The organism is Cystobacter fuscus, from assembly GCF_044360685.1.
GTDB lineage: Bacteria > Myxococcota > Myxococcia > Myxococcales > Myxococcaceae > Cystobacter > Cystobacter fuscus_C.
On sequence record NZ_CP043491.1, the window covers coordinates 2,399,059 to 2,418,294 of the forward strand.

14 protein-coding genes are annotated in these 19,236 nt (G+C 72.3%); 7 read left to right on the forward strand and 7 right to left on the reverse strand.

Features of this window, described 5'->3' with window-relative positions; translation table 11 throughout:
- Positions 1-7: 7 nt before the first annotated feature.
- Together F0U63_RS09960 and F0U63_RS09965 are read right to left on the reverse strand one after the other, a co-directional pair.
- Positions 8-3,340 (reverse strand): hypothetical protein, encoded by a 3,333-nt coding sequence (locus tag F0U63_RS09960; RefSeq protein ID WP_395845657.1) that lies wholly within the window; start codon positions 3,338-3,340, stop codon positions 8-10.
- Between the two features lie 118 nt (positions 3,341-3,458).
- Positions 3,459-4,220 carry an SDR family NAD(P)-dependent oxidoreductase gene (locus tag F0U63_RS09965; protein WP_395845658.1) on the reverse strand — a complete coding sequence of 254 codons (762 nt, stop codon included), beginning with the start codon at positions 4,218-4,220 and terminating at the stop codon, positions 3,459-3,461.
- An 85-nt stretch (positions 4,221-4,305) separates the two neighbouring features.
- On the opposite strand from F0U63_RS09965, the gene F0U63_RS09970 reads away from it, so the two are divergent.
- From F0U63_RS09970 to F0U63_RS09980, 3 genes are all read left to right on the forward strand, one after another.
- Positions 4,306-5,484, forward strand: coding sequence for an acyl-CoA dehydrogenase family protein (locus F0U63_RS09970; protein ID WP_395848348.1), 1,179 nt, complete (start codon positions 4,306-4,308; stop codon positions 5,482-5,484).
- A gap of 143 nt (positions 5,485-5,627) precedes the next feature.
- A complete protein-coding gene (locus F0U63_RS09975) occupies positions 5,628-7,070 on the forward strand; it encodes a M20 family metallopeptidase (RefSeq protein WP_395845659.1) in 1,443 nt (480 codons plus the stop codon).
- Between the two features lie 53 nt (positions 7,071-7,123).
- Positions 7,124-8,431: a hypothetical protein gene (locus tag F0U63_RS09980; RefSeq protein WP_395845660.1), complete on the forward strand. Its 1,308-nt coding sequence runs from the start codon at positions 7,124-7,126 to the stop codon at positions 8,429-8,431.
- 53 nt (positions 8,432-8,484) lie between these two features.
- On the opposite strand, the gene F0U63_RS09985 is transcribed toward F0U63_RS09980, so the two are convergent.
- Positions 8,485-9,333 carry a hypothetical protein gene (locus tag F0U63_RS09985; protein ID WP_395845661.1) on the reverse strand — a complete coding sequence of 283 codons (849 nt, stop codon included), beginning with the start codon at positions 9,331-9,333 and terminating at the stop codon, positions 8,485-8,487.
- A gap of 106 nt (positions 9,334-9,439) precedes the next feature.
- On the opposite strand from F0U63_RS09985, the gene F0U63_RS09990 reads away from it, so the two are divergent.
- The gene (locus F0U63_RS09990; RefSeq protein ID WP_395845662.1) at positions 9,440-10,477 is read left to right on the forward strand and encodes a hypothetical protein; all 1,038 of its coding nucleotides are present in this window, start codon (positions 9,440-9,442) and stop codon (positions 10,475-10,477) included.
- A 245-nt stretch (positions 10,478-10,722) separates the two neighbouring features.
- A complete protein-coding gene (locus F0U63_RS09995; protein ID WP_002630137.1) occupies positions 10,723-11,052 on the forward strand; it encodes a hypothetical protein in 330 nt (109 codons plus the stop codon).
- A gap of 33 nt (positions 11,053-11,085) precedes the next feature.
- Here F0U63_RS09995 and F0U63_RS10000 read toward each other — a convergent pair whose 3' ends face one another.
- From F0U63_RS10000 to F0U63_RS10015, 4 genes are all read right to left on the reverse strand, one after another.
- Positions 11,086-12,606, reverse strand: a complete 1,521-nt coding sequence (locus F0U63_RS10000) for a peptidase M3 (protein WP_395845663.1) — start codon at positions 12,604-12,606, stop codon at positions 11,086-11,088.
- 57 nt (positions 12,607-12,663) lie between these two features.
- Positions 12,664-13,071: a GIY-YIG nuclease family protein gene (locus tag F0U63_RS10005; protein WP_395845664.1), complete on the reverse strand. Its 408-nt coding sequence runs from the start codon at positions 13,069-13,071 to the stop codon at positions 12,664-12,666.
- Between the two features lie 41 nt (positions 13,072-13,112).
- On the reverse strand, positions 13,113-13,673 hold the full coding sequence (locus F0U63_RS10010) for a hypothetical protein (RefSeq protein ID WP_395845665.1): 561 nt from the start codon (positions 13,671-13,673) through the stop codon (positions 13,113-13,115).
- A 250-nt stretch (positions 13,674-13,923) separates the two neighbouring features.
- Positions 13,924-14,622, reverse strand: a complete 699-nt coding sequence (locus F0U63_RS10015) for a hemerythrin domain-containing protein (protein ID WP_395845666.1) — start codon at positions 14,620-14,622, stop codon at positions 13,924-13,926.
- 235 nt (positions 14,623-14,857) lie between these two features.
- On the opposite strand from F0U63_RS10015, the gene F0U63_RS10020 reads away from it, so the two are divergent.
- Both F0U63_RS10020 and F0U63_RS10025 read left to right on the forward strand, forming a co-directional pair.
- Positions 14,858-15,811 (forward strand): RluA family pseudouridine synthase, encoded by a 954-nt coding sequence (locus F0U63_RS10020; RefSeq protein ID WP_395845667.1) that lies wholly within the window; start codon positions 14,858-14,860, stop codon positions 15,809-15,811.
- A gap of 37 nt (positions 15,812-15,848) precedes the next feature.
- Positions 15,849-19,202, forward strand: coding sequence for a tetratricopeptide repeat protein (locus tag F0U63_RS10025; protein WP_395845668.1), 3,354 nt, complete (start codon positions 15,849-15,851; stop codon positions 19,200-19,202).
- Positions 19,203-19,236: the final 34 nt, after the last annotated feature.

The window sequence follows — 19,236 nt, forward strand, 5'->3', positions numbered from 1 at the left end:
GCCAGGGCTACTCGTCGGCGGTGCGCAGGGCGAAGGCGGCGGCGCGCACGGCGGGGCGCGGGTGCTGACGCAGGGCGCGCAAGGCCTGGGCCGCGTCCTCGCGCCAGTTCAGCCGGTGACCGGCGGTGGAGACGAGCACCACCGCGACCAGGGGCAGGGGACCGGTGACGGCCTGGGCGAGCTGCAACAGTCCCTCGGGTGTCCACTCGGCGCCGCGATGGTCCACCGCGCTGGCCACCGTGGTGGTGAGCCCCGAGGCGAAGAGGGGCTCCTCCCGCGTCTCCTCCGCCAGGGCGAGCAGCACCCGGGTGGCGTCCGGGACGTCCTTCCACTGGAGTCCCGCCAGCCGCAGGGCCGCGCTCTCGGGCCAGAGGGATGGCTCGCGCGCCAGTACCCGTGCCAGGTCCTCGAGGTGCGCCCGCAGGCGCACGCGCACCGGCAGCGGTTGGCCGAGCAGTGCCCGGATCAACCCCTCGAGCCGTTGCCGCTCGGGGATGTCTCGCTCGGTGGTGGCATTGAAGGCGAGGGGCGCGGAGACGAGCCGCGTGGCGCAGTCCTTCACGTGCTCGAAGGCCTTGCCCTCGCAGGTGGTGCCCACCAGGGCGCCGAGGGCCTCGCGCCACTCGATGCCCTGGGCGATATCCAGCACGCGCCCGGCCGCCTCGCGCGCCACCTCGTCCTCCATTCCGTGGGCCCAGTGCGCGAGCCCCGTGAAGGCCCGGCGGCGCACGGTGGGCTCGGGGTGGCGTGACACCTGGAGCAGGAGCGCCGCGTAGCGGGGCCGCGCCTCGGGAGGCAGCCGCGCCGGGGCTTCCTCGAGGAGGCTCGCGGCGACATCCGCCTCCGGACTTCGCGCGATGGCCTCCAGCAGCTCCCACGCGGCGGGCTCGTCGAGCAGTTGCCGCGCGGCGTGGCCCACGGCGATGCGCACGTCCTTGTGCAGCCGGGGATTGTCCCACTGCTCGCGCAGCAGGGGGAGGCTGCGCGGCGAGCGGAAGGCGCCGAGCAGCCGCAGGGCCTCCTTGTGCACCGTCACCTTGAGGCGCTCGCGCGCGAGCAGCGTGCCGAGCGTGGTGGAGAGCAGCTCGGGGGCGACGCGGCGGGCCACCCGGGGCACCGCGTACATGGCCACCCGCGCCCGGTCTCCGTCCAGGGCCTCCAGCAGCAGGGGCAGGGCGGGCTCGGGTTGATCCAACGCCGCGAGCGCGCCCAGCGCGGCCTCCACCGTGGGTACGTCTGGGGAAGCGAGGAACGGGGCGAGGGTGTCCACGTCGACCACGAACAGGCGCGGCAGGACGTGCAGCACACGCATGCGCTCGAAGGTGCTGCGTTCGGTGTCCGCGGCGATGCGCAGCAGCAGGTCGCGCAGCAGCTCCTGCTGGCGGGGCACCCAGCGGTGGAAGCCGTCGAACACCGAGGGCACCCAGATCGTCTTGCCCGTGCTGAAGCGCCCCTTGAGGCTCCGGCCCTTGAGGAAGGGATCCAACCACTCCTGGCGCCTGCGGTGCAGGTGCTCGAGGACGGGGTAGAGGACGACGTGGCTCTCGTCGCGGTCGAGCAGCTCGCGCACCCGCGCGTCTCGCGTGCGCGGCGAGGCGAGCCAGAGTCCGATGGCCTCCTGCGCGCCCGTGTCGGGGGTGGATTCGGTGACGGTCGCGAGCTGGGTCTGGAGCATGTCCAGGTTCCACGCCCGCCGGCCCAGGGCGCGCGCGAGGGTGAGGGTCATCCCGTGGCTCTCGCGCTGGTTGGCGGCGCGGATGAGCGGGAGCAGGGCCGCGAAGAGGTGGTGCTCGGCGCCACGGGGCAGGTTCCGCTCGAGCGAGGGCAGATGGAGCGCGCCGGCCCGGACCGCCAGCCGCTTCACGGTCTCCAGGGCGAAGCGGAAGAGGGGATGGTCCGGCGCGGTGGCGTACTGGCGCAGCAGGCGCAGGGCCAGCGCCTGGAGCGCATGGTGCGTGCCGAGGGACGTGTCGCGCGCCTCGACGGCGTACGTCACCAGGGCCTCGAGGGCGGGGACGTGCTCGGGCGTGAAGAGGGACAGTGGGATGCGGGAGAGCTCGAGCAGGACGCCATGGCGGACCGGATCCTGCTCGTTCCTCAGGCGGGCCAGGGCGGCGAGCGTCTCCGTCAGGCCCCGGCGCGACAGGCCGGTGCAGGCCACGAGCAGGGTGAGCGCCCGGGCCCGGTCCTCGGCCTTGCTCGCGGAGGCGGCCTGGCGCAGGGGCTCACGCGCGTGCTCGATGGCGCGCAGGGCCAGCATGGCGAGCCGCCGGTCGCGATCCTCGCGCACCTCGCGCAGGCCGAGCTGCCGGGTGGCCTCGGCGTCGCGCGAGGCCAGGGGCAGGACGGTGAGCAGGGTGTCGGGGTGCGCGCGCGGCGCCGTTCCCTCGAAGGCGTGGGCGAAGAGGGCGGGGCGCTCGGAGGGGGGACACGCCGCGAGGAAGCGGGCGAGCAGGGAGGGCTCCTCCGCGAGGGCCCGGGCGAGGGCGAGCCGCTGGTCCGCGGAGGCGGTCTTCAGCTCGCGCAGCGCGCCTCGGGGCAGGGGCGAGTGGAGGAGGGTGGCCCGGAAGGCGGGACGCAGCAGGAGCGCGAGGAGCGGCTCGGGGTGGCGGCGCACGAGGCGCGGCAGGGTGCTCGTCACGAAGGCGGGCAGGTGGTCGGGAGGAGAGAAGTCCTGGACGAGCGCCAGCACGGCCTCGCTCCGCGAGAGTGTCAGCTCCTGGAGCGGCACGTGGTAGCGCTGGAAGAGGGAGACGCGCTCGAGTCCGGAGGCCTGGGCGAAGGTGTCGCGGAGGAAGGCGAGCACCGCGTCCGGCATCTGGTGCACGAGCGAGCGCCAGACGTTGACCTGGTGGGCGAGCTCGGGGAGCAGGCGGTGGAGGGCGGCCGGGTCGAGCGCGGGCAGGAGGAGCGAGGCTTCCGCGGCCCCATGGCGCGAGCGGATGAGGGGGAAGAGCCGGGCGGCGAGCGCGCCGCGCCTGTTGTGGGCCAGGCCCTTGAGGACGCGGCGGCGGACGAAGGGGGCCAGCTCGGGCAGGCGCCGTTCGAGGGCGGTGTCGTCCAGGACGAAGTGCCCGGCGAAGGCGGCCGCCCGGCCCTGGACCTGACAGGAGGGGTGGGTGAGTCCGCGCAGCAGGAGGTCTCCGTCGCGCGCCGCCCGGGCCATCTCGAGCCCCAGCAGACCCTCATAGGCGCCGCCGGAGAGCAGCCGGCTCATGAGCGGCTTCAGCCCGGGGAGGTCGCGGCCATCGCGGCCCAGGAGGGCGACCCGCCTGAGCCGCGCCCCGTGGTTCAACTTGTCCAGCTCCGACAGCAACGCCTCTCGCGACGGGATCCGCATGCGGACTTCCTCTCCAGGTTGCCGCCCGCGACGCGACGGCGTGGGGCGGGGATGGCCCCCGGACCCGGAGGCCGGGGCACTGATGGAGTTGCTGGAACGTGCCTGACAGAGGGGCCGCTCAGCCCGCCTCGCCGGCATCGATGTTGTAGGCGGAGCCGGTGATGGAGGCCGCCGCGTCCGAGGCCAGGAAGAGGCACAGCGCCGCGACTTCCTCGGGTTGGATGACGCGTCCCATGGCGTGCATGTTCGCCAGCGCCGCGTGGGCCTCCTGCTCCGAGCGGCCCGTGGTCTTGCTGATGGCGGCCTTGGCGTTGGAGAGCATGTCCGTCTCCGTCCAGCCCGGGTTGACGATGTTCACCGTCACGTTCTTGCGCGCCCACTCCGCCGCCAGCGAGCGCGTGAGCCCGAGCAGCGCGTGCTTCGACGCGCAGTAGGCCGACGTGTACTTCACGCCCCGCGTCGCCGCCATGCTGCCGATGTTGATGATCCGGCCCCCGCCCGCCGCCGCCATGGCCGGCAACAGCTCGCGGCAGAAGAGGAAGGGCGCCGTCACGTTCACCGCCATCACCCGGTGGAAGTCCTCCGTGCTCGTCTTCTGGATGGGCGCCGACACGGTGATGCCCGCGTTGTTCACCAGCACCCGGGGCGCTCCCGCCTCGAGGATGCGCCGGCTCGCGGCGATGACGGCCGCCTCGTCCGCCACGTCGAGCGCCAACGGGCGCACCGCGCCATTGGACTCGCGCGCGAGCTGCTCCAGCGCGTCCGCCGCCCGCGCGAGCGCCCACACCTCGTAGCCCTCCTTCACGAAGGACTGCACCAGCGCCTTGCCGATGCCCCGGCTGGCGCCCGTCACCACCGCTATCTTCTTGGATGTCGTCATGGCGCCGAACCATACCCGGACCCAGGTCCCCCTGGCCCTGTCCGGTGATACAAGCCCCTCGGCTCCTGTCTGGGAGGACACGCCCATGCCCCGCGCGGACATCACCGACCTGATGCGCCTGGATGACCTGCTCTCCGACGAGGAGAAGGCGGCCCGGGACACCATGGCCCGCTTCGTCGACACGGAGGTGTTGCCCATCATCGGCCAGCACTTCCGCGAGGGCACCTTCCCCGCGCACCTCGTGCCGCGCCTGGCGGAGCTGGGCGTGCTCGGCGCCAACCTCCAGGGGTATGGCTGCGCCGGGATGAACGCCGTCAGCCAGGGCCTCGTCCTCCAGGAGCTGGAGCGGGGGGACTCGGGGTTGCGCTCCTTCGCCTCGGTGCAGGGCTCGCTGTGCATGTTCCCCATCCACTCCTATGGCAGCGAGGAGCAGAAGCAGCGCTTCCTGCCCGCCATGGCCCGGGGGGAGCTCATCGGCTGCTTCGGCCTCACCGAGGCGGACTTCGGCTCCAACCCCGCTGGCATGCGCACCCGGGCCCGCCGCGATGGGGACGCGTGGGTGCTCAACGGCTCCAAGACGTGGATCACCAACGCGACCATCGCGGATGTGGCCGTCGTGTGGGCCAAGACGGACGAGGGGGGAGCGGAGTCCGTGCGGGGCTTCCTCGTGGAGAAGGGGATGCCGGGCTTCAGCGCCCGGGAGATTCCCGGCAAGTTCTCGCTGCGCGCGTCCACCACGGGGGAGCTGTTCTTCCAGGACGTGCGCGTGCCCGAGCGCAACGTGCTGCCCGGGGTGAAGGGGTTGCGCGGGCCGCTGTCGTGTCTGAACAGCGCGCGGATGAGCATCGCCTTCTCCGTCACCGGCGCGGCCATCGCCTGCTTCGAGGGAGCGCGGGAGTACGCGCTCAACCGGGGCCAGTTCGACAAGCCCATCGCCGCCTATCAGCTCACGCAGGAGAAGCTGGCGGACATGCTGCAGGAGATCGTCAAGGCGCAGCTGCTCTCGCTGCGCCTGGCGCGGCTCAAGGACGAGGGCAAGCTGACGCCCGTCATGGTGAGCCTGGCCAAGCGCAACAACGTGAAGGTGGCGTTGGACATCGCCCGCTCGGCCCGGAGCATCTACGGCGCCAACGGCGTCACGGATGCCTATCCGCCCATCCGCCACATGCTCAACCTGGAGAGCGTCTTCACCTACGAGGGCACCCACGAGGTGCACACGCTGGTGCTCGGCAAGGCCATCACCGGGCATGACGCATTCGGCTAATCCCCACGAGGAGTGGGGCTGGGACTGGACGCCCGGGAGGGAAGCGACCTGGCGGGAGCACGGGGGCCGCCCATTGGGGCCCGGGGTGGTGTAGAGGGGGGGGGCGCCTCGTGTTTCACGAATCGAACCCGGAGCCTGTCCTCATGAGCACCCCCCGGTTGAACGTCACCACCGCCACCGCCGCGTCCGAGCGCATCTGGGAGGAGGAGATCATCCCCCGGCTGCACGACTACATCCGCATCCCCAACAAGTCGCCCGTCTTCGATCAGGAGTGGCTGAAGAACGGGCACATGGACAAGGCGGTGAAGCTCGTCGCCGGCTGGTGCGAGTCCCAGGCGAAGCACATCCCCGGTCTCAAGGTGGAGGTGGTGACGCTCAAGAACGAGCAGGGACAGGCGCGCACCCCCGTCATCTACATGGAGATTCCCGGCACGGGCGACGACACGGTGGTGCTCTATGGCCACCTGGACAAGCAGCCGGAGATGACGGGCTGGCGCGCGGGGCTGTCCCCCTGGGAGCCGGTGCTCGAGGGCGACAAGCTCTACGGCCGGGGTGGCGCGGATGATGGGTACTCGGCCTTCGCGTCGCTGGCGGCCATCCGCCTCTTGCGCGAGCAGGGCGTGCCGCACGCGCGCTGCGTGGTGCTCATCGAGGCGTGCGAGGAGAGCGGCAGCTACGACTTGCCGGCCTACATCGAGCACCTCGTGCCGCGCATCGGCAAGCCGTCGCTCGTGGTGTGCCTGGACTCGGGTTGCGCCAACTACGATCAGTTGTGGATGACGACGTCCCTGCGCGGGCTCCTGTCCGGCAACCTGCGCGTGGACATCCTCACCGAGGGCGTGCACTCGGGCGACGCGAGCGGCCTCGTGCCCTCGTCGTTCCGCATCCTGCGCCAGATCCTCTCGCGCGTGGAGGACGAGCAGACGGGCCGCATCCTCGTCGAGGCGCTGCACGTGCACATCCCCCAGCTGCGCCGGGATCAGGCCACGGCGGTGGCGGAGGTGCTGGGCGAGGAGGTGTATTCGAAGTTCCCCTGGGTGCCCGGCGCCCACCCGGTGACGGCGGATCGCGTGGAGCAGATCCTCAACCGCACGTGGCGTCCGGCCCTGTCCGTCACGGGCGTGGACGGCATGCCGGCGCTGGACAGCGCGGGCAACGTGCTGCGTCCCTTCACCTCGGTGAAGCTGTCCATGCGCATTCCTCCGCGGTTGGAGCCGAAGGTGGCCAGCAAGGCGCTCAAGCAGGCGCTCGAGGCGTCTCCACCCTATGGCGCGAAGGTGTCGTTCGAGGGCGAGAAGGTGAGCGCCGGTTGGGACGCGCCGCCGCTGGAGAAGTGGCTGGAGGCGGCGGTGCAGGACGCCTCGCGCACGTACTTCGGCCAGCCGTCCATGTCCATGGGCGAGGGCGGCACCATTCCCTTCATGGAGATGCTCGGCCGGCGCTTCCCCCAGGCCCAGTTCCTCATCACCGGCGTGCTCGGGCCCAACAGCAACGCCCACGGCCCCAACGAGTTCCTGCACATCCCCACCGGCAAGAAGCTCACCTGCTGCGTGGCCAGCGTCATCTCCGCGCACCTGACCCGGTAGGGTCTCCTCGGGAGTGTTTCCCCGGGGAGGGTCCCGGCCCCTCGAGGAAGACCATGTACAGCAGCCTCGACAGCATCGACATCGTCACGCAGAACGAAGAGACGGGGCGCAAGGGCTTCCTGCAGACGGATCACCGCTCGGCCGCGGAGATCCAACAGGAGCGGGAGGTGTCCATCCTGTTCGCCCTCACCCGCGTGCTCAACGCGCGCCAGGCCATCGAGTCCGAGGAGGGGCCGGTGGACGTGCTCTACGTGTGCGCGGAAGCGCCTCCCGACTTCCTGCGCGGCGTGGTGGCCTCGGCGGGAGGGCGGGTGCAGATCAACGACGAGCCGGTCTCCGTGTACGAGGGACCCATCAGCACCCCGGAGGATCTCGCGGAGGGCGCCTTCCGCGGGCTCGCGTTCCGGGTGGCGCATGACCGGGAGGCGTCCCTGGACGAGCAGCTCCTGTCGGCGCTCCAGGAGGAATACGCCCAGCAGCCCGGCGTGGAGCAGGACGAGCCCGGGTATTGGACGCGCGTCGTCGAGCTGGCGGCGGTGGCCGGAGAGCTCCTGCGGGCCCGTCACGGTGGGCGGTGGGCCGAGGCCCAGGATCTGGCGACGATGCCCTTCGCCTTCCGCCTCGGGGGGGAGGGCGGCACGCCCGCGACCGTCAACGTGGTGGGCAAGGCCGAGCGGTTCCTGACGAACGGGGAGCGTGACAGCCTCGTGCTCCTGCTGCGCATGGCGGAGGATCAGTCCCTCGCGGCCACCGAGCCCAGGCCCGTGCTGTTCACGCTCAAGCCCCCGGACTGGAGCGTGCGCGATCGGGTGCTCTACCGGCCCCTGTTCGACGCGCCGGCCCGCGCCGACGTGCCACTCGTGGTCTACGGGGAGGATCTGCCGAACTCGTTCTCCCTCTTCAGGCGCGGGGGCTCCCGGGATGGGGAACTGGACACGCTGCATGCCCAGGCGCTCGAGAACCTGAAGGCCATCTCCGTGGAGCTCCAGGAACTGGGCGAGGGCCCTCGGCGGGTGCTCGCCGTGTCGGGCCACTACTTCGCCGCCGAGAAGGTGCTGGACGTTCCCTTCCTGCGCGCGATGCACGAGCGCCTCGACAGCCAGGTGCTCCTGGCGGCGGTGCCCCGCAAGGGGTTGCTCCTGCTCGCCAGCGCGCTCGTGGAGCCCTCGCTCACGGCGGAATTCCTCGGCCTGTGCGAGGAGCAGTACGCGAGTGAGGACTCCGCGCCCATCTCCCCGACGCCCCTGGTCATCCAGGACGGGACGATCCGCGGCTTCGTGCAGATGGGCGATGAGGCACGAACCCCTTCCCCGTCGGCGGAGCCTCCTCGGCCCGGACCCACGGGAGGGCTGAAGAACTGAGGGGGCGCCCCGCGTCCCCTTGCTCGGGCCGCGGGGCGTACCGCTTCAGTGGCTCAGGACGGCGTGGGCTCGCTGGAGCCCTCGGGGGCGGAGCCCTCGGTGGAGGCGCTCGCGGCGTCGTCGGACGCGGACGCCTCGGACGGCTCGTCGTCCTCGTCGGGCACGGGCGCATCGCCCCGGGCCTCGGCCGCCTGCTGCTCCTTGACCTGGTCGTCGCTCATGAAGCCGATGGGCGAGTCCTTGCGGTTGAGGAAGCGCACCGACTTCTTCGACAGGGCGAACATCTGCTCGGCCACGGCCGCGGGCACCAGCGAGTGCTCGATCTGCGCCGGCTCGGGGCGCTCCACCACGCCGAGGATGCCGTCCTCGAGCTGCTTGGCCTGCGCCTCGGTCAGCTCCAGGCGGCGCAGCTTCCCCTTGCGCGTCATGAAGTAGAAGACGGTGGCGCCGACGTCCACGGGCACCTGCCCGCCGTACACCAGCTCGCGCAGCTTCTTGTCCTGCTCCACCTGCTTCTTGGACTCCATGCGCTGGGCGGCCTTGGAGCCCGGCAGGGGCGGCAGCTTGGGCACGGGGCGGCTCGCCGCCTCCGCCGCCTGGGGAGGACGCCCTCCCTGCGGACGACCTCCGGCACCTTGCGGACGGAAGCCTCCCTGCGGACGACCTCCGGCGCCCTGGGGACGGCCTCCCCCTCCCGGACCCTCGCGGCGGGGCGGACGCTCGTCCCGGCCCCGGTGCTCACGCGGCGGGCGGTCCTCACGCTCGCCTCGAGGCGGGCCCGAACGCTGGGCCGACGGCTCGGACGGGGGACGGGCGGCCTTCGGGGCCGTGGTTTCAACCTTCTTCGCCTGTTCCTCGGAGACCAGGCCGGCCTTCAAGAGCTTGTCACGCAGGTTCTGCATACGGCGTCTTCTATCTCGTACATTGCCGCGCGCAAAGCCGTCCCTTGCCCCTCTTGTACCTCCTTCGTAATTTGGGCAACCCCCTCGTCTGGAAGTTGGAGGACCCGTGACCCGTTTTTCTCCGTCCGTCTTCGCCGCCGTCCTGGCGCTCTCCGCCTCGGCGTGCCGACCGGACGAAGTCGACCGCGCGGCCAAGGCGCGCATCTTCTCCCCCGAGGATCCCCCCAAGGTGGTGGCCTCGGCGGCCGAGAAGCTCAACCCCCAGGACGTGGCGGACAACCCCCGGGTGGCGCGTCGCATCCTGTCCATGGATGCCGCCGAGGTGACCGAGCGGCTCGGGCCCCATGCCTACACGGCCACCATCACCACCGAGTGGACGGGGGCGCAGAACAGTGGCTCGAACAAGCTCACCGAGACGCGCACCTTCCGCGCGGGCCCCGGCGGCGTGGGCGGGGACTTCCATGGTGTGCTGGAGAACAGCCGGGACCAGGGCCTGGAGGTGATGCGCGTGGGGGGCAAGGTGTACGCCCGCAACCGCTACGGCGTCTTCCGGCAGCGGCTGCGCGACCGGGGCATGGCCGAGCGCACGCGCTCCGAGCTCACCGGTGCCATCCGCGACCTGGACGCGCTCTTCCGGGACCGGCTGCATCTGGCGGCCCAGGGCACCGTCACCTATGAGGGCCGCACCGCCTGGCGCTACCAGGTGAGCCTGGGCCCCGAGGGCAACACGGGCACCCAGCCCGTCGTGCTGCCCGCGCTCGCCACGCCCAAGGGGGGCCGCGACGACACCACCCGCCGCCGCCTGGCCTTCTTCGAGCACCGCGTCCCCCAGTCGCTCAGCGGCGAGGTGCTCGTGGACGCCGACACCTCCGTCGTCCTCAAGGTCCGCCTCGACGGCCGCATCTCCGTGCCCGCCAATGACGCCGCCGGTCTGGCCGAGCTGCGCATGGTGTTGGAATCCGCCGTGACTGAAATCGGGAAGGATCCCAAGCTGCAGGCGCCGGAGAACTTCCTGCCGGACGCGGACAAGCCGCAGGGCATCGCGGACGCGTTGGATCGCTTCGGGATTCCGCGCAACAAGCCCGAGGGCACCACGACGGGCGCGGCCCCCGCCCCGGCGGAGGAGCCCCCGGACGAGCCGTAGTCCCAGGGGGGGCTCGCTGTCCCCCTCGCTCGCCGTCCCCGTCGTGCCTGCTCGAAATTGGACATGGGAATCGGACCCGGGTCTCATGCCCCGGGGTAGGCAGGCGTGTGCCTCGCTACAGGCAGGCATCGGGATGTTGGAAGAAAATTTGACCCTCCTCTTGCGATCTCTACAATCCTCGTCGGTTGCGGCTCGGACGCGTCCGACATGATCGGATGTTCAGGGTCGCTCGCAAGGGAGTGGAAATGGAGCGCAAGGTCAGCGGTAGCACGACGGTGACGGCCAAGGAGGTCAAGGTAGCGCTGGAGAAGGCGCGGACCCTGGCCCCCGAGGAGGAGAAGGTGCTGCGCATGCGGCACGGCGCCGGAGCCGCCAGCAAGAGCGCGCCGCTCCCGCGAGCCGCGGGCCAGAACGAGGAGCTGGGCGATGAGCTGCTGCTCATCGAGATGCAGCTCATGAAGGCCATGCGCGAGCGCACGGGCCAGACGAAGACGGCGAGCAACAAGCCCCAGACGGCCGCGAGCGCGAAGGCGACGAAGGAGAAGATCGTCCGCGCCCTGAAGAAGAAGCCGTAGCCGGTACCCGAGGGGGGATTCCCGAGAAGGCGCTCAGCGATTGAGCAGGGCCACGAGGCGGTCACCCGCCTCGGGGAGCGCCATCTCCTTGCCTGAAATCTCCTTGGAGAGCGTCTCGGCGTCGTCGGTGCCACCCCGGGCGAAGAGGCCCTGGAGCCACTGGCGCGCGGAGGGGTTGCGCCACCAGTCCTCGTTGAAGCGTCCGGTGAGGGACGGGGTGAGCCGCGCCTCCAGCGCCCAGCCGCGCAGGTAGCGCGTGACGTACAGCTGCGGGTCCACGTCGAAGAGGAAGAAGCCGCGGTGGGGCTCGACGAAGAGCGCCTGGCGCTGGGTGTCGACGTACTCCTCGGCGCGCTCGGTGGAGGGTCCGCTGGTGCGCAGCGACAGCTCGTAGCCGAGCCGGGCGCAGTGCCGGCGCAACACGGTGAGCGCCTGGAAGGCCGCCATGCGGGCCGCGTCGCGCGCCGGTGCCGTGGGGAGGCCCGCGTAGCGCTTGAGCCACTCCTCGTCCATCAGCAGCCGCTCGAAGAGGGTCGCGAAGCCCTCCGTCACCGAGGCGTCGCCCAGGCGGCGCAGCTCCAGCGGGAGTTGCTCCGACACGTGGGCGTGGTGCAGCGCGTGCCCGTACTCGTGCAGCAGGCTGCCCAGGGCGTCGAGCCCCGCGTGCCGCTGGAGCACCAGGCGCACCTCGCCCGGCACGCGCACCGCGGCGGTGATGGGGCGTGCCGCCTTGCCGGGCCGCGCCTCGTCGTCCAGGCGGATGCGGCCCCCGGCGGACGGGTGGAAGCCCCACTCACCGAGCCAGCGGATGACGGCGGGCAGCCCGTCCTCGCGCCGGAAGAAGGCGTGCATCCAGGGCACCTGGGTGGCGGCGCGCAGGTCATGCCGTCGCGCGTTGCCCGTGGGCAGCGGCCGCAGCGTGGGCTCCACCTTCTTGAGCACGTAGGAGAGCACGTCCCGGTAGGCGTCCTCGGTGGCGCGCAGCGTCCGGGCGGCGGCCTCGGCGAGCGGCTGGAGCGCGATGCCGGAGACGTCCTCGCGCAGGGCGAGGTAGCTCGGGGCGCCGAGCTTCTCGGCGACGCGGAAGGTGGCCTCGTGGCGGGCGCCGTAGCGGCCCCGGTTGTCCCAGAGGAAGCCGCCCGCGGCGTTCTCGAGCACGGTGCGCCGGGTGCGATTGCCCTCGTGGGGGATCTGTCCGAGCACCTCTCCGAAGGAGAGCACTCCGTCGTCCACGGGGAGGCTCGAGCGGGACTCGAGCCGGGCGATGGCCTCGGCCTCGGGGGCGGCGAGGGCTTCCTCGACCTGGGTGGCGATGAAGTCGCGCAGCAGCCGCAGGCGGCGCACCGCGAGCAGATCTCCCTTGGCCTGGGCCTTGGGGACGGCCTCGGTGGCGGCGGCGAAGGCCTCGGCGGAGGCGATCTCCGGCGAGTCCTCATAGAGCTCGCGGAGGGAGGAGTCCTGGGGGAGGCCAGCGGCCGAGCGCCAGGCGGAGGTGGCCAGCGCGGCGAGGAAGTCGTCCAGGTTCTCGCGCAGCAGGGGAAGGGGACGGTCCATGCCCCTTCTCATACTCCAGCGGCGGGGGTCCGGCATGAGACTCCGCCGGGGAACCTTTCACGAAGCCGACGGTTTGGGCGGAGGGTGGTAGCCGGCGTCGCCGTAGGGGCGCAGCCGCTCCATCCAGAGCGCTTCCAGGACGCGCAACTCCTCGCCAAGGTCCGTGCCCGGTTCCTCCGGTGGCTCCAGGACGTCCAGCACCTCGAAGGAGAAGGCGTCGGCGCCGAGCCGGTTCCAGTCCTCCTGCAGGGCGGGGTATTTGCGGTGCATGCCTTGCGTCAGCTCGAAGCGCAGGCGGTTGAGCGCTCCGGGCACGTTGAGGGCCGAGCCCACCATCACCTTGCCCTGACGGAGGTTGCGCACGGCGAACACGCCCATGGCGGGAGGGTTTTCCTTGTAGGCACGCTTCAATTCCGAACGGCGCGACGACGCACCGCCCGGGGCGGAGGAATCGTTCGAGGACATGAGGAGGCTTTCGGGTGGGGGTTGAAGGATGCGCGCGTGCTTCAGCGCGTGTAGCCGAGGGCGATGAGCTTGGACTCCAGCCGGGCCCGCGCGGCGTCGTCCGCCGGCTCCACCCAGTTGAAGCCGATGCGCCGCCAGTCCGGATCCGTGGCGTCCACGCCGAGCGCGCGCAGGAAGGTGTGCTCGCAGACGAAGAACTGCTGGCGGAAGGGGAAGAGCCAGCCGCCGTGCGCGAGCAGGGACTCGCGCGCCTGGGCGTAGGTGGAGAACCAGCGCTTGAGGTCGCCGCTCCCCTTCCGGGTGAAGAAGGCTTCCGGGTCGAAGCGCCGCGGAGCCGTCTCCCGCGCGTGCTTCAACTCGCGCCACGAGGCATGGCCCTGCTCACGCGCGATGACGGCGAGCGCGTGCTTGTGGCTCACCTGCTCCCGGCGCGCGAGCAGCTCGTCCGGGGACAGCCCCGCGTAGTCGGGCAGGGTGCACAACCGCCGCGCGGCCCGCATCGCGCTCGACGCGTCGGCACCGAGCAGGCTCTTGAGCAGGAGCGATGCTCGAATCTTGCACTCGCGCAGGGGCAGGGGAGCGGCGGAAGCAGCAGTGCGCATGACAAGTTCCTCGGAGGCGGCCCCTTACCCTGGAGAGGACCGTGACAGGAACTTGAGCTGAACGGACCTGACTACCGGTGAAGCGAGGGTGACGTCGTCTTGGAGGGTACAGGCGCCCCTCGGCACCTGTACGGGGAACAATGAACGAAAGACAGGCAGGCCCGCAAGTGCTTTCTGTCCGGGAGGTCTCGGGCGGGATTCCCCGCCCGCTCCGGATGTCTGTCTTCCCCACCCGTCCGGGAGTGTTGTCCTAGCGGGCCGTCGCGGTCCGCCGAGCTCCTCGCTTGGCCGCGGCCGAGCGCTTGGCCGTGGTCGCGCGCTTCGCCGTGCCGCCGCTGGCCTTCGCCGTCCCTCTCGGGTTCTTGGCCCGGTTCACCATCTGGGTGGCCACCTTGCCCGCTCGGCGACCCACCTCACGTGCCGCGTCGCGCCCCATGTCGAGGATCTTCGCGAGCGCATCGGAGATGACGTTGCCGGGCGGCGTGTCGGGCGACATCGGGTGCGGGCGCGTCGGCGCGAGGGTCTTCGCCTGCTCCAGGGCAGCGCCGAGCGCATTGAGTTCCGCCTTGCCCATCACCCGCTCGAGCTTGGGAAACAGCTCGGTCTCCTCTTCCTTCACATGGTGGCGGATGCTCTCCATGAGCACGGTGACCTTCGCGTCGAAGCGCTCGTCCTCGGGCGACATGCGATCGATCTCATCGAGCGTCCACTTCGCCACGTGGTGCTCCTCGAGCGCTTCGAGCACATCATCCTCCAACCGCTCGTCACGCGCGCGCGCGGCGGGGTAGAGCAACTGCTCCTCGATGGAGGCGTGGATGGCCAACTCCTTCACGATCTTCCGGGCGATCTCCTGCTTCTCCTTGAAGGCCTTGTCGCCTGCCCTCTCGAACTGTTTGAAAAGGGCTTCCACCGTGCGGTGATCCGTCTTGAGCAGCTTGAGTGCGTTCATGGGCGGACAGGATGAACCCTCGCCGCGCCGCCGGAAGTGTCTGACAATCCGAATGCCGGGAGGACCTGTTCATTCCCATACGCCTTCACTCCAGGATGTTGGTTCCTGGGCGGAAGAAGTGGGGGGCACTCGTCCCGCGGTCGCACTGCCGCCGGGCTCCGGAGGACTTGAACGGCGAGCGCCCAGGAGATACGCGCCCGGGAGCCGTTCCCGCCGAGCCCCGAGGTCCCCTTCCATGAAGCGCCGCACCTTCCGAGTCGAGACCCTTCACGCGGGCCGCCCCCTGGGCGAGGTGCTGGCCGGAGTGCTGGGCCTGCCTCGCGAGGAGGTGGAGCGGCTCGTGGCCGTGGGGGCGGTGTACGTGGGCGGACGCCGGAGCCGCGACGCGGCGGTGCGGCTGACGCCGGAGCAGGTGGTGACGGTCGTCCTCGAGGAGGGCGGACAGAGTCCCCTCGCGGCGGCGAGCACTCCCGGGCTCGCGCCGCGCATCCTCCACGAGGATGACCAGGTCCTCGCGGTGGACAAGCCCGCGGGCATGACGGCGCAGCCCACCGAGGGCCGCGTGGGCGACAGCCTCGTGGACTGGGTGGGCGCGCACCTGAAACGCCCCGCGGGCCTGGTGCACCGGTTGGATCGCGAAACCTCCGGGGTGACGGTGTTCGGCAAGACTCCCGAGGCGACGGCCGCGCTCGCCGCGGAGTTCCGCGAGGGCCACGCCCGCAAGCGCTACCTGGCCGCCGTGGGCCCCGTGCCGCTGCCCGCCCAGGGGTTCATCGACCTGCCCCTGTCGAAGGATCCCTCCCGTCCGGGCCGCTGGCGGGCGACCCGCGCCGCCAACGGCATTCCCGCGCTCACCGGCTACCGGGTGCTGTTCACCGGCTCGGACTTCCTCCTGGTGGAGCTGTTGCCCCAGACGGGACGCACCCACCAGTTGCGCGCGCACCTGACCGCCCTGGGCGCCCCCATCCTCGGGGACTCACGCTATGGCGGCGCGCCCCAGGCGGGTGCACTCGCCGCTCCCCGGTGCCTCTTGCATGCGCGCACCCTGGAGCTGGCCCACCCCCGCACGGGGGCTCCGGTCCGGTTCGAGGCCCCCGTGCCAGAGGACCTCGCCCGGTTCTTCTCGGCCGCGCGCCTCCCCGCTCCCTCGGGTGCCATCCCCACCGCCGAGCCCCCTGGCGGACAGTGACGACCGGAGGCGCCATCGTGTGTAGACTGCGCCCCCCATGGCTGGTGTGAGAAACGGTAAGGGCTCCCGCGAGGGCGCCGAGGGGCTCGATCCCGTCGAGCGGCACCGCCAGAGCGCCGCCCGGCTGCTGCGCGAGGGTCTCGCGGCGCGGGCCTTTGGCGAGATGGTTCGCGCCAGCCGCGTCCTGCCCATGTCGCCGCGTCTGGCCGCCGTGCTCGTCGCCTTCTCGCAAGTCGCGGGGACCGAGGCCGCCGCCATCGCGCTCCTGTCCTCCTCGCTCTCCTCCACCCGGGGCGACACCCGCCGTGCCGTGAGGCTCCAGCTCGCCCGCCTGCTGCGCCGGGTGGGTCAGAAGTCCCGCGCCATCGAGACGCTCCAGTCCCTCGTCAAGGAGTTCCCCGGGGACCGCCGCGCCCGCCGGCTCCTCGAGCTGCTCTCTGGACGCGCCCCCTCCGCTCCCCGGCCGCCCCGGCGCGAGGGCACTCCCCCGGGCGGCTTCGTGGTCCCGCCCCCGCCGCCCGCGGCCGGCACGCCGCCCATTTTCAGCGAGACCCTGATGTTCGGCGCCACCTCCTGGGGGGAGGACGAGCACACGCAGGAGAACCCGGCCCCGCCGGATGCCCGCTTCTCCCCGCGCGCCTCCTCCGTCGATGACCGGCATGGCACTCCGCTCGAGACGGCCTCGCCGTGGGCGCGGCAGGAGGAGGAGATCACCTCCGAGGCCTCGGGACTTCCCTTCTCGACCGACGCCGCTCCTCCTTCGTCCCCGAGGGAGGACTCCGACGGCGCGGCCTTCAGCCACCGGCGGATGACCCTCGACGTCACCGACGACCTTCCGCTGGACGAGGACGACGCCCCCTCGGTGCCCGCCGCCCCGCCGCCCGCGGCGCTCCGCTCCGGACCTCCCGTGCCCTGGGGCCAGGACGACGAGACGGGCCCCTCGATTCCCCGCCTGCAACGGCGCGAGCAGCCCGAGGATCCACGCCTGGAGGCGCAGCTCATCGCGCGTCAGGCCTGGCGCGAGCTGGCGCAGTTCTACCTGGCCCGCGCGGACTCGTCCCAGGAGCTGTCCGTGCGCGCCGAGGCCCTCACGCGGCTCGCCGAGTTGCTCGAGAACGAGCTGCACGACGGGGCGGAGGCGGCGCGCGTCTACGGGCAGATCGTCGCCCTCACCGGGGACAAGTCCGCGCTCGCCGAGCAGGTGCGGCTGCTGTCCCAGCGCTCCGACGGTGATGACTGGGCGGTGCGGCGCGTGCTCGACGAGGCGGTGCAGCGCGCGAGCACCCCCGAGGCCCGGGCCAGCGCCTTCCTGGCGCGTGGGGAGCGGCTGCTGTCCACCGGGGAGGGGGCGCTCGCCCGCGCCGATTTCGAGGCCTGCCTGGCGCTTTCGCCCCAGTCCCTGCCGGCGCTGATCGGCCTGGCCCGGTGTGTCTCCGAGCCGGAGCGGCCCGGCGCCGCCGAGCGGCTGCGCGCCGTGCTCACCACCATGCCCCGCCGTGCTCCCCTGCGCTCGGAGGGACTGCGCCGCCTCGCCGAGCTCGTCTCCCATCCGCTCGGCGACGCGCGGCTCGCCCACTGGGCGTGGACGGAGGTGCTCGCGGAGAACCCCGGAGACGCCCCGGCCCAGGAGCAGTTGCTCGAGCTGACGCGGCGCCTGGGAGACTCGGAGGGGTTGAGCCGCCTCTTGCGCGCGAGCCTCGCGCGCGAGCCCCGGGGCCCGGTGGCGCGCAAGGCCCGGCTGGAGCTGGTGGCCCTGCAAGAGGCCGCGGGCGATCGGGACGCCGCGCTCGCCGAGCTGCGTCAGGCCGTGCGCTTCGAGCCCGGCCACAAGGATGCCTGGTTGTTGCTCGTCGAGCGCCTCATCGCGCTCGGACAGAACGGCGAGGCTGCCTGGGCCCTGGAGCACGCCGCCACCGCCACCGAGGACGATCGCGAGCGCATGGGCGCCTGGGAGCGGCTCGCGCGCTTCTGCCGCGACGTGCTCGGGGACGCGGCCCGGGCCCAGGTGTACGCCAACCGCGCGGACAATCTGCGCGCCTCCCTGGCCGCGCCCCTGCCGCTGCCTCCCGAGCCGACCCGCACCTCCTCCGCGCGGCTGGAGACGACGGGCGCCCGCTCCCCCGTCCTCGTTCCGCCTCCCATCGCGCAGGCCGATGTCTCCGCGTCCGCGCCCACCATCCTCGAGATGCCCGCGGTCGAGCTCCCGCTCCCGCCCGCGAAGCCGGCGGCGTCCACTTCCCGGGGGCGCTCCGCCGTGACGCCTCCTCCGGCCGCGTCCGAGCCTTCCGCTCCGCCCTCGTCCGCGGACGCTCCCCCGGCGTCCGCCTGGGACGCGCCGCCGGGGAAGATGGACCCCGTGCGCCGCCGGGTGAAGGGGGCTCCCGAGCCGCTCCCGCTCGCGCCCGCCTCACCCGATGTTACCGTGACCCGCGCCCTCGCCACGCCGCTCGCCCGCTCCGCGCCCGTTTCCGCCGAGCCCCGGCCGGCGGCCATCGAGCGCGTGCGCGAGCGTCCGCTCGATCCGGCGGCCTACCGTGAGCTCTCGGCCTTCTTCCAGAGCCGGGGGGACCAGGCGCGGAGCGCGTTGATGGCGGAAGTGTCCTCGGCGCTCGCGGGCAACCGGGAGGCCACGGTCCGCTATCCCCGCCGTCCCCTCACCCCCGAGGAGCGCGCGGGACTGCGTCACCCGGGCCTGCGCAACCCATCGGGCGAGCTGCTCGTCGCCGTGGGCTCCGCCCTCTGCCGTCTCTTCCCCACCTTCGGCCGGGCCGCGGGCTCGTCCGAGCCGCTCCATCCGGACTCGGGGCCGGGGGCCCGCGCCGCGCTCGATGCGCTGCAGTCCGTCGCGCGCCTGTTGGACGTGCCTCTGCCCGACGTCTACCTGTCCGAGGATGACGGACCGCCCTTCTCGCTCGTGCACCCGGGAGGCCCGCGCGTGCTGGTGGGCCGGCTCGCGGTGCGCCAGGTGCTCCCGGAGCCGGAGCTGCGCTTCTTCGCCGGACGCGCCCTGTTCTGTGTCAGCTCGGATCTGCTCGCGCTGCGCTGCCTGCGCAAGGATCAACTCCTGCGCGCGGTGGCCATTCTCGGCTCGGTGCTGCGCGAGGGCTCCGACTTCGGCCCCGAGTCGCGGGTGGTCCGCGACGCGTTGCACCCCCGGGCGCGCGAGCGGGCGTTGGGCCTGTTGGAGTCGGCCCAGCGCGAGTTCGACGCGGCGGCGCTCGCGGAGGCGGCACGGCACTCGGCCAACCGCGCGGGGCTCGTGGCGGGCGGCGGTCCGGGGCCCGCCCTGGCGGCGTTGCGCCAGCTCAAGTCCAGCGAGACGGAGTGCATCGAGCTGGTGCGCTTCTCCGCCTCCGAGCGCTACCTGCCCCTGCGCGCGCTCGGCGCCTGAGCCCTCCGAGGTCAGCCCCGCGACAGCCCCCGGT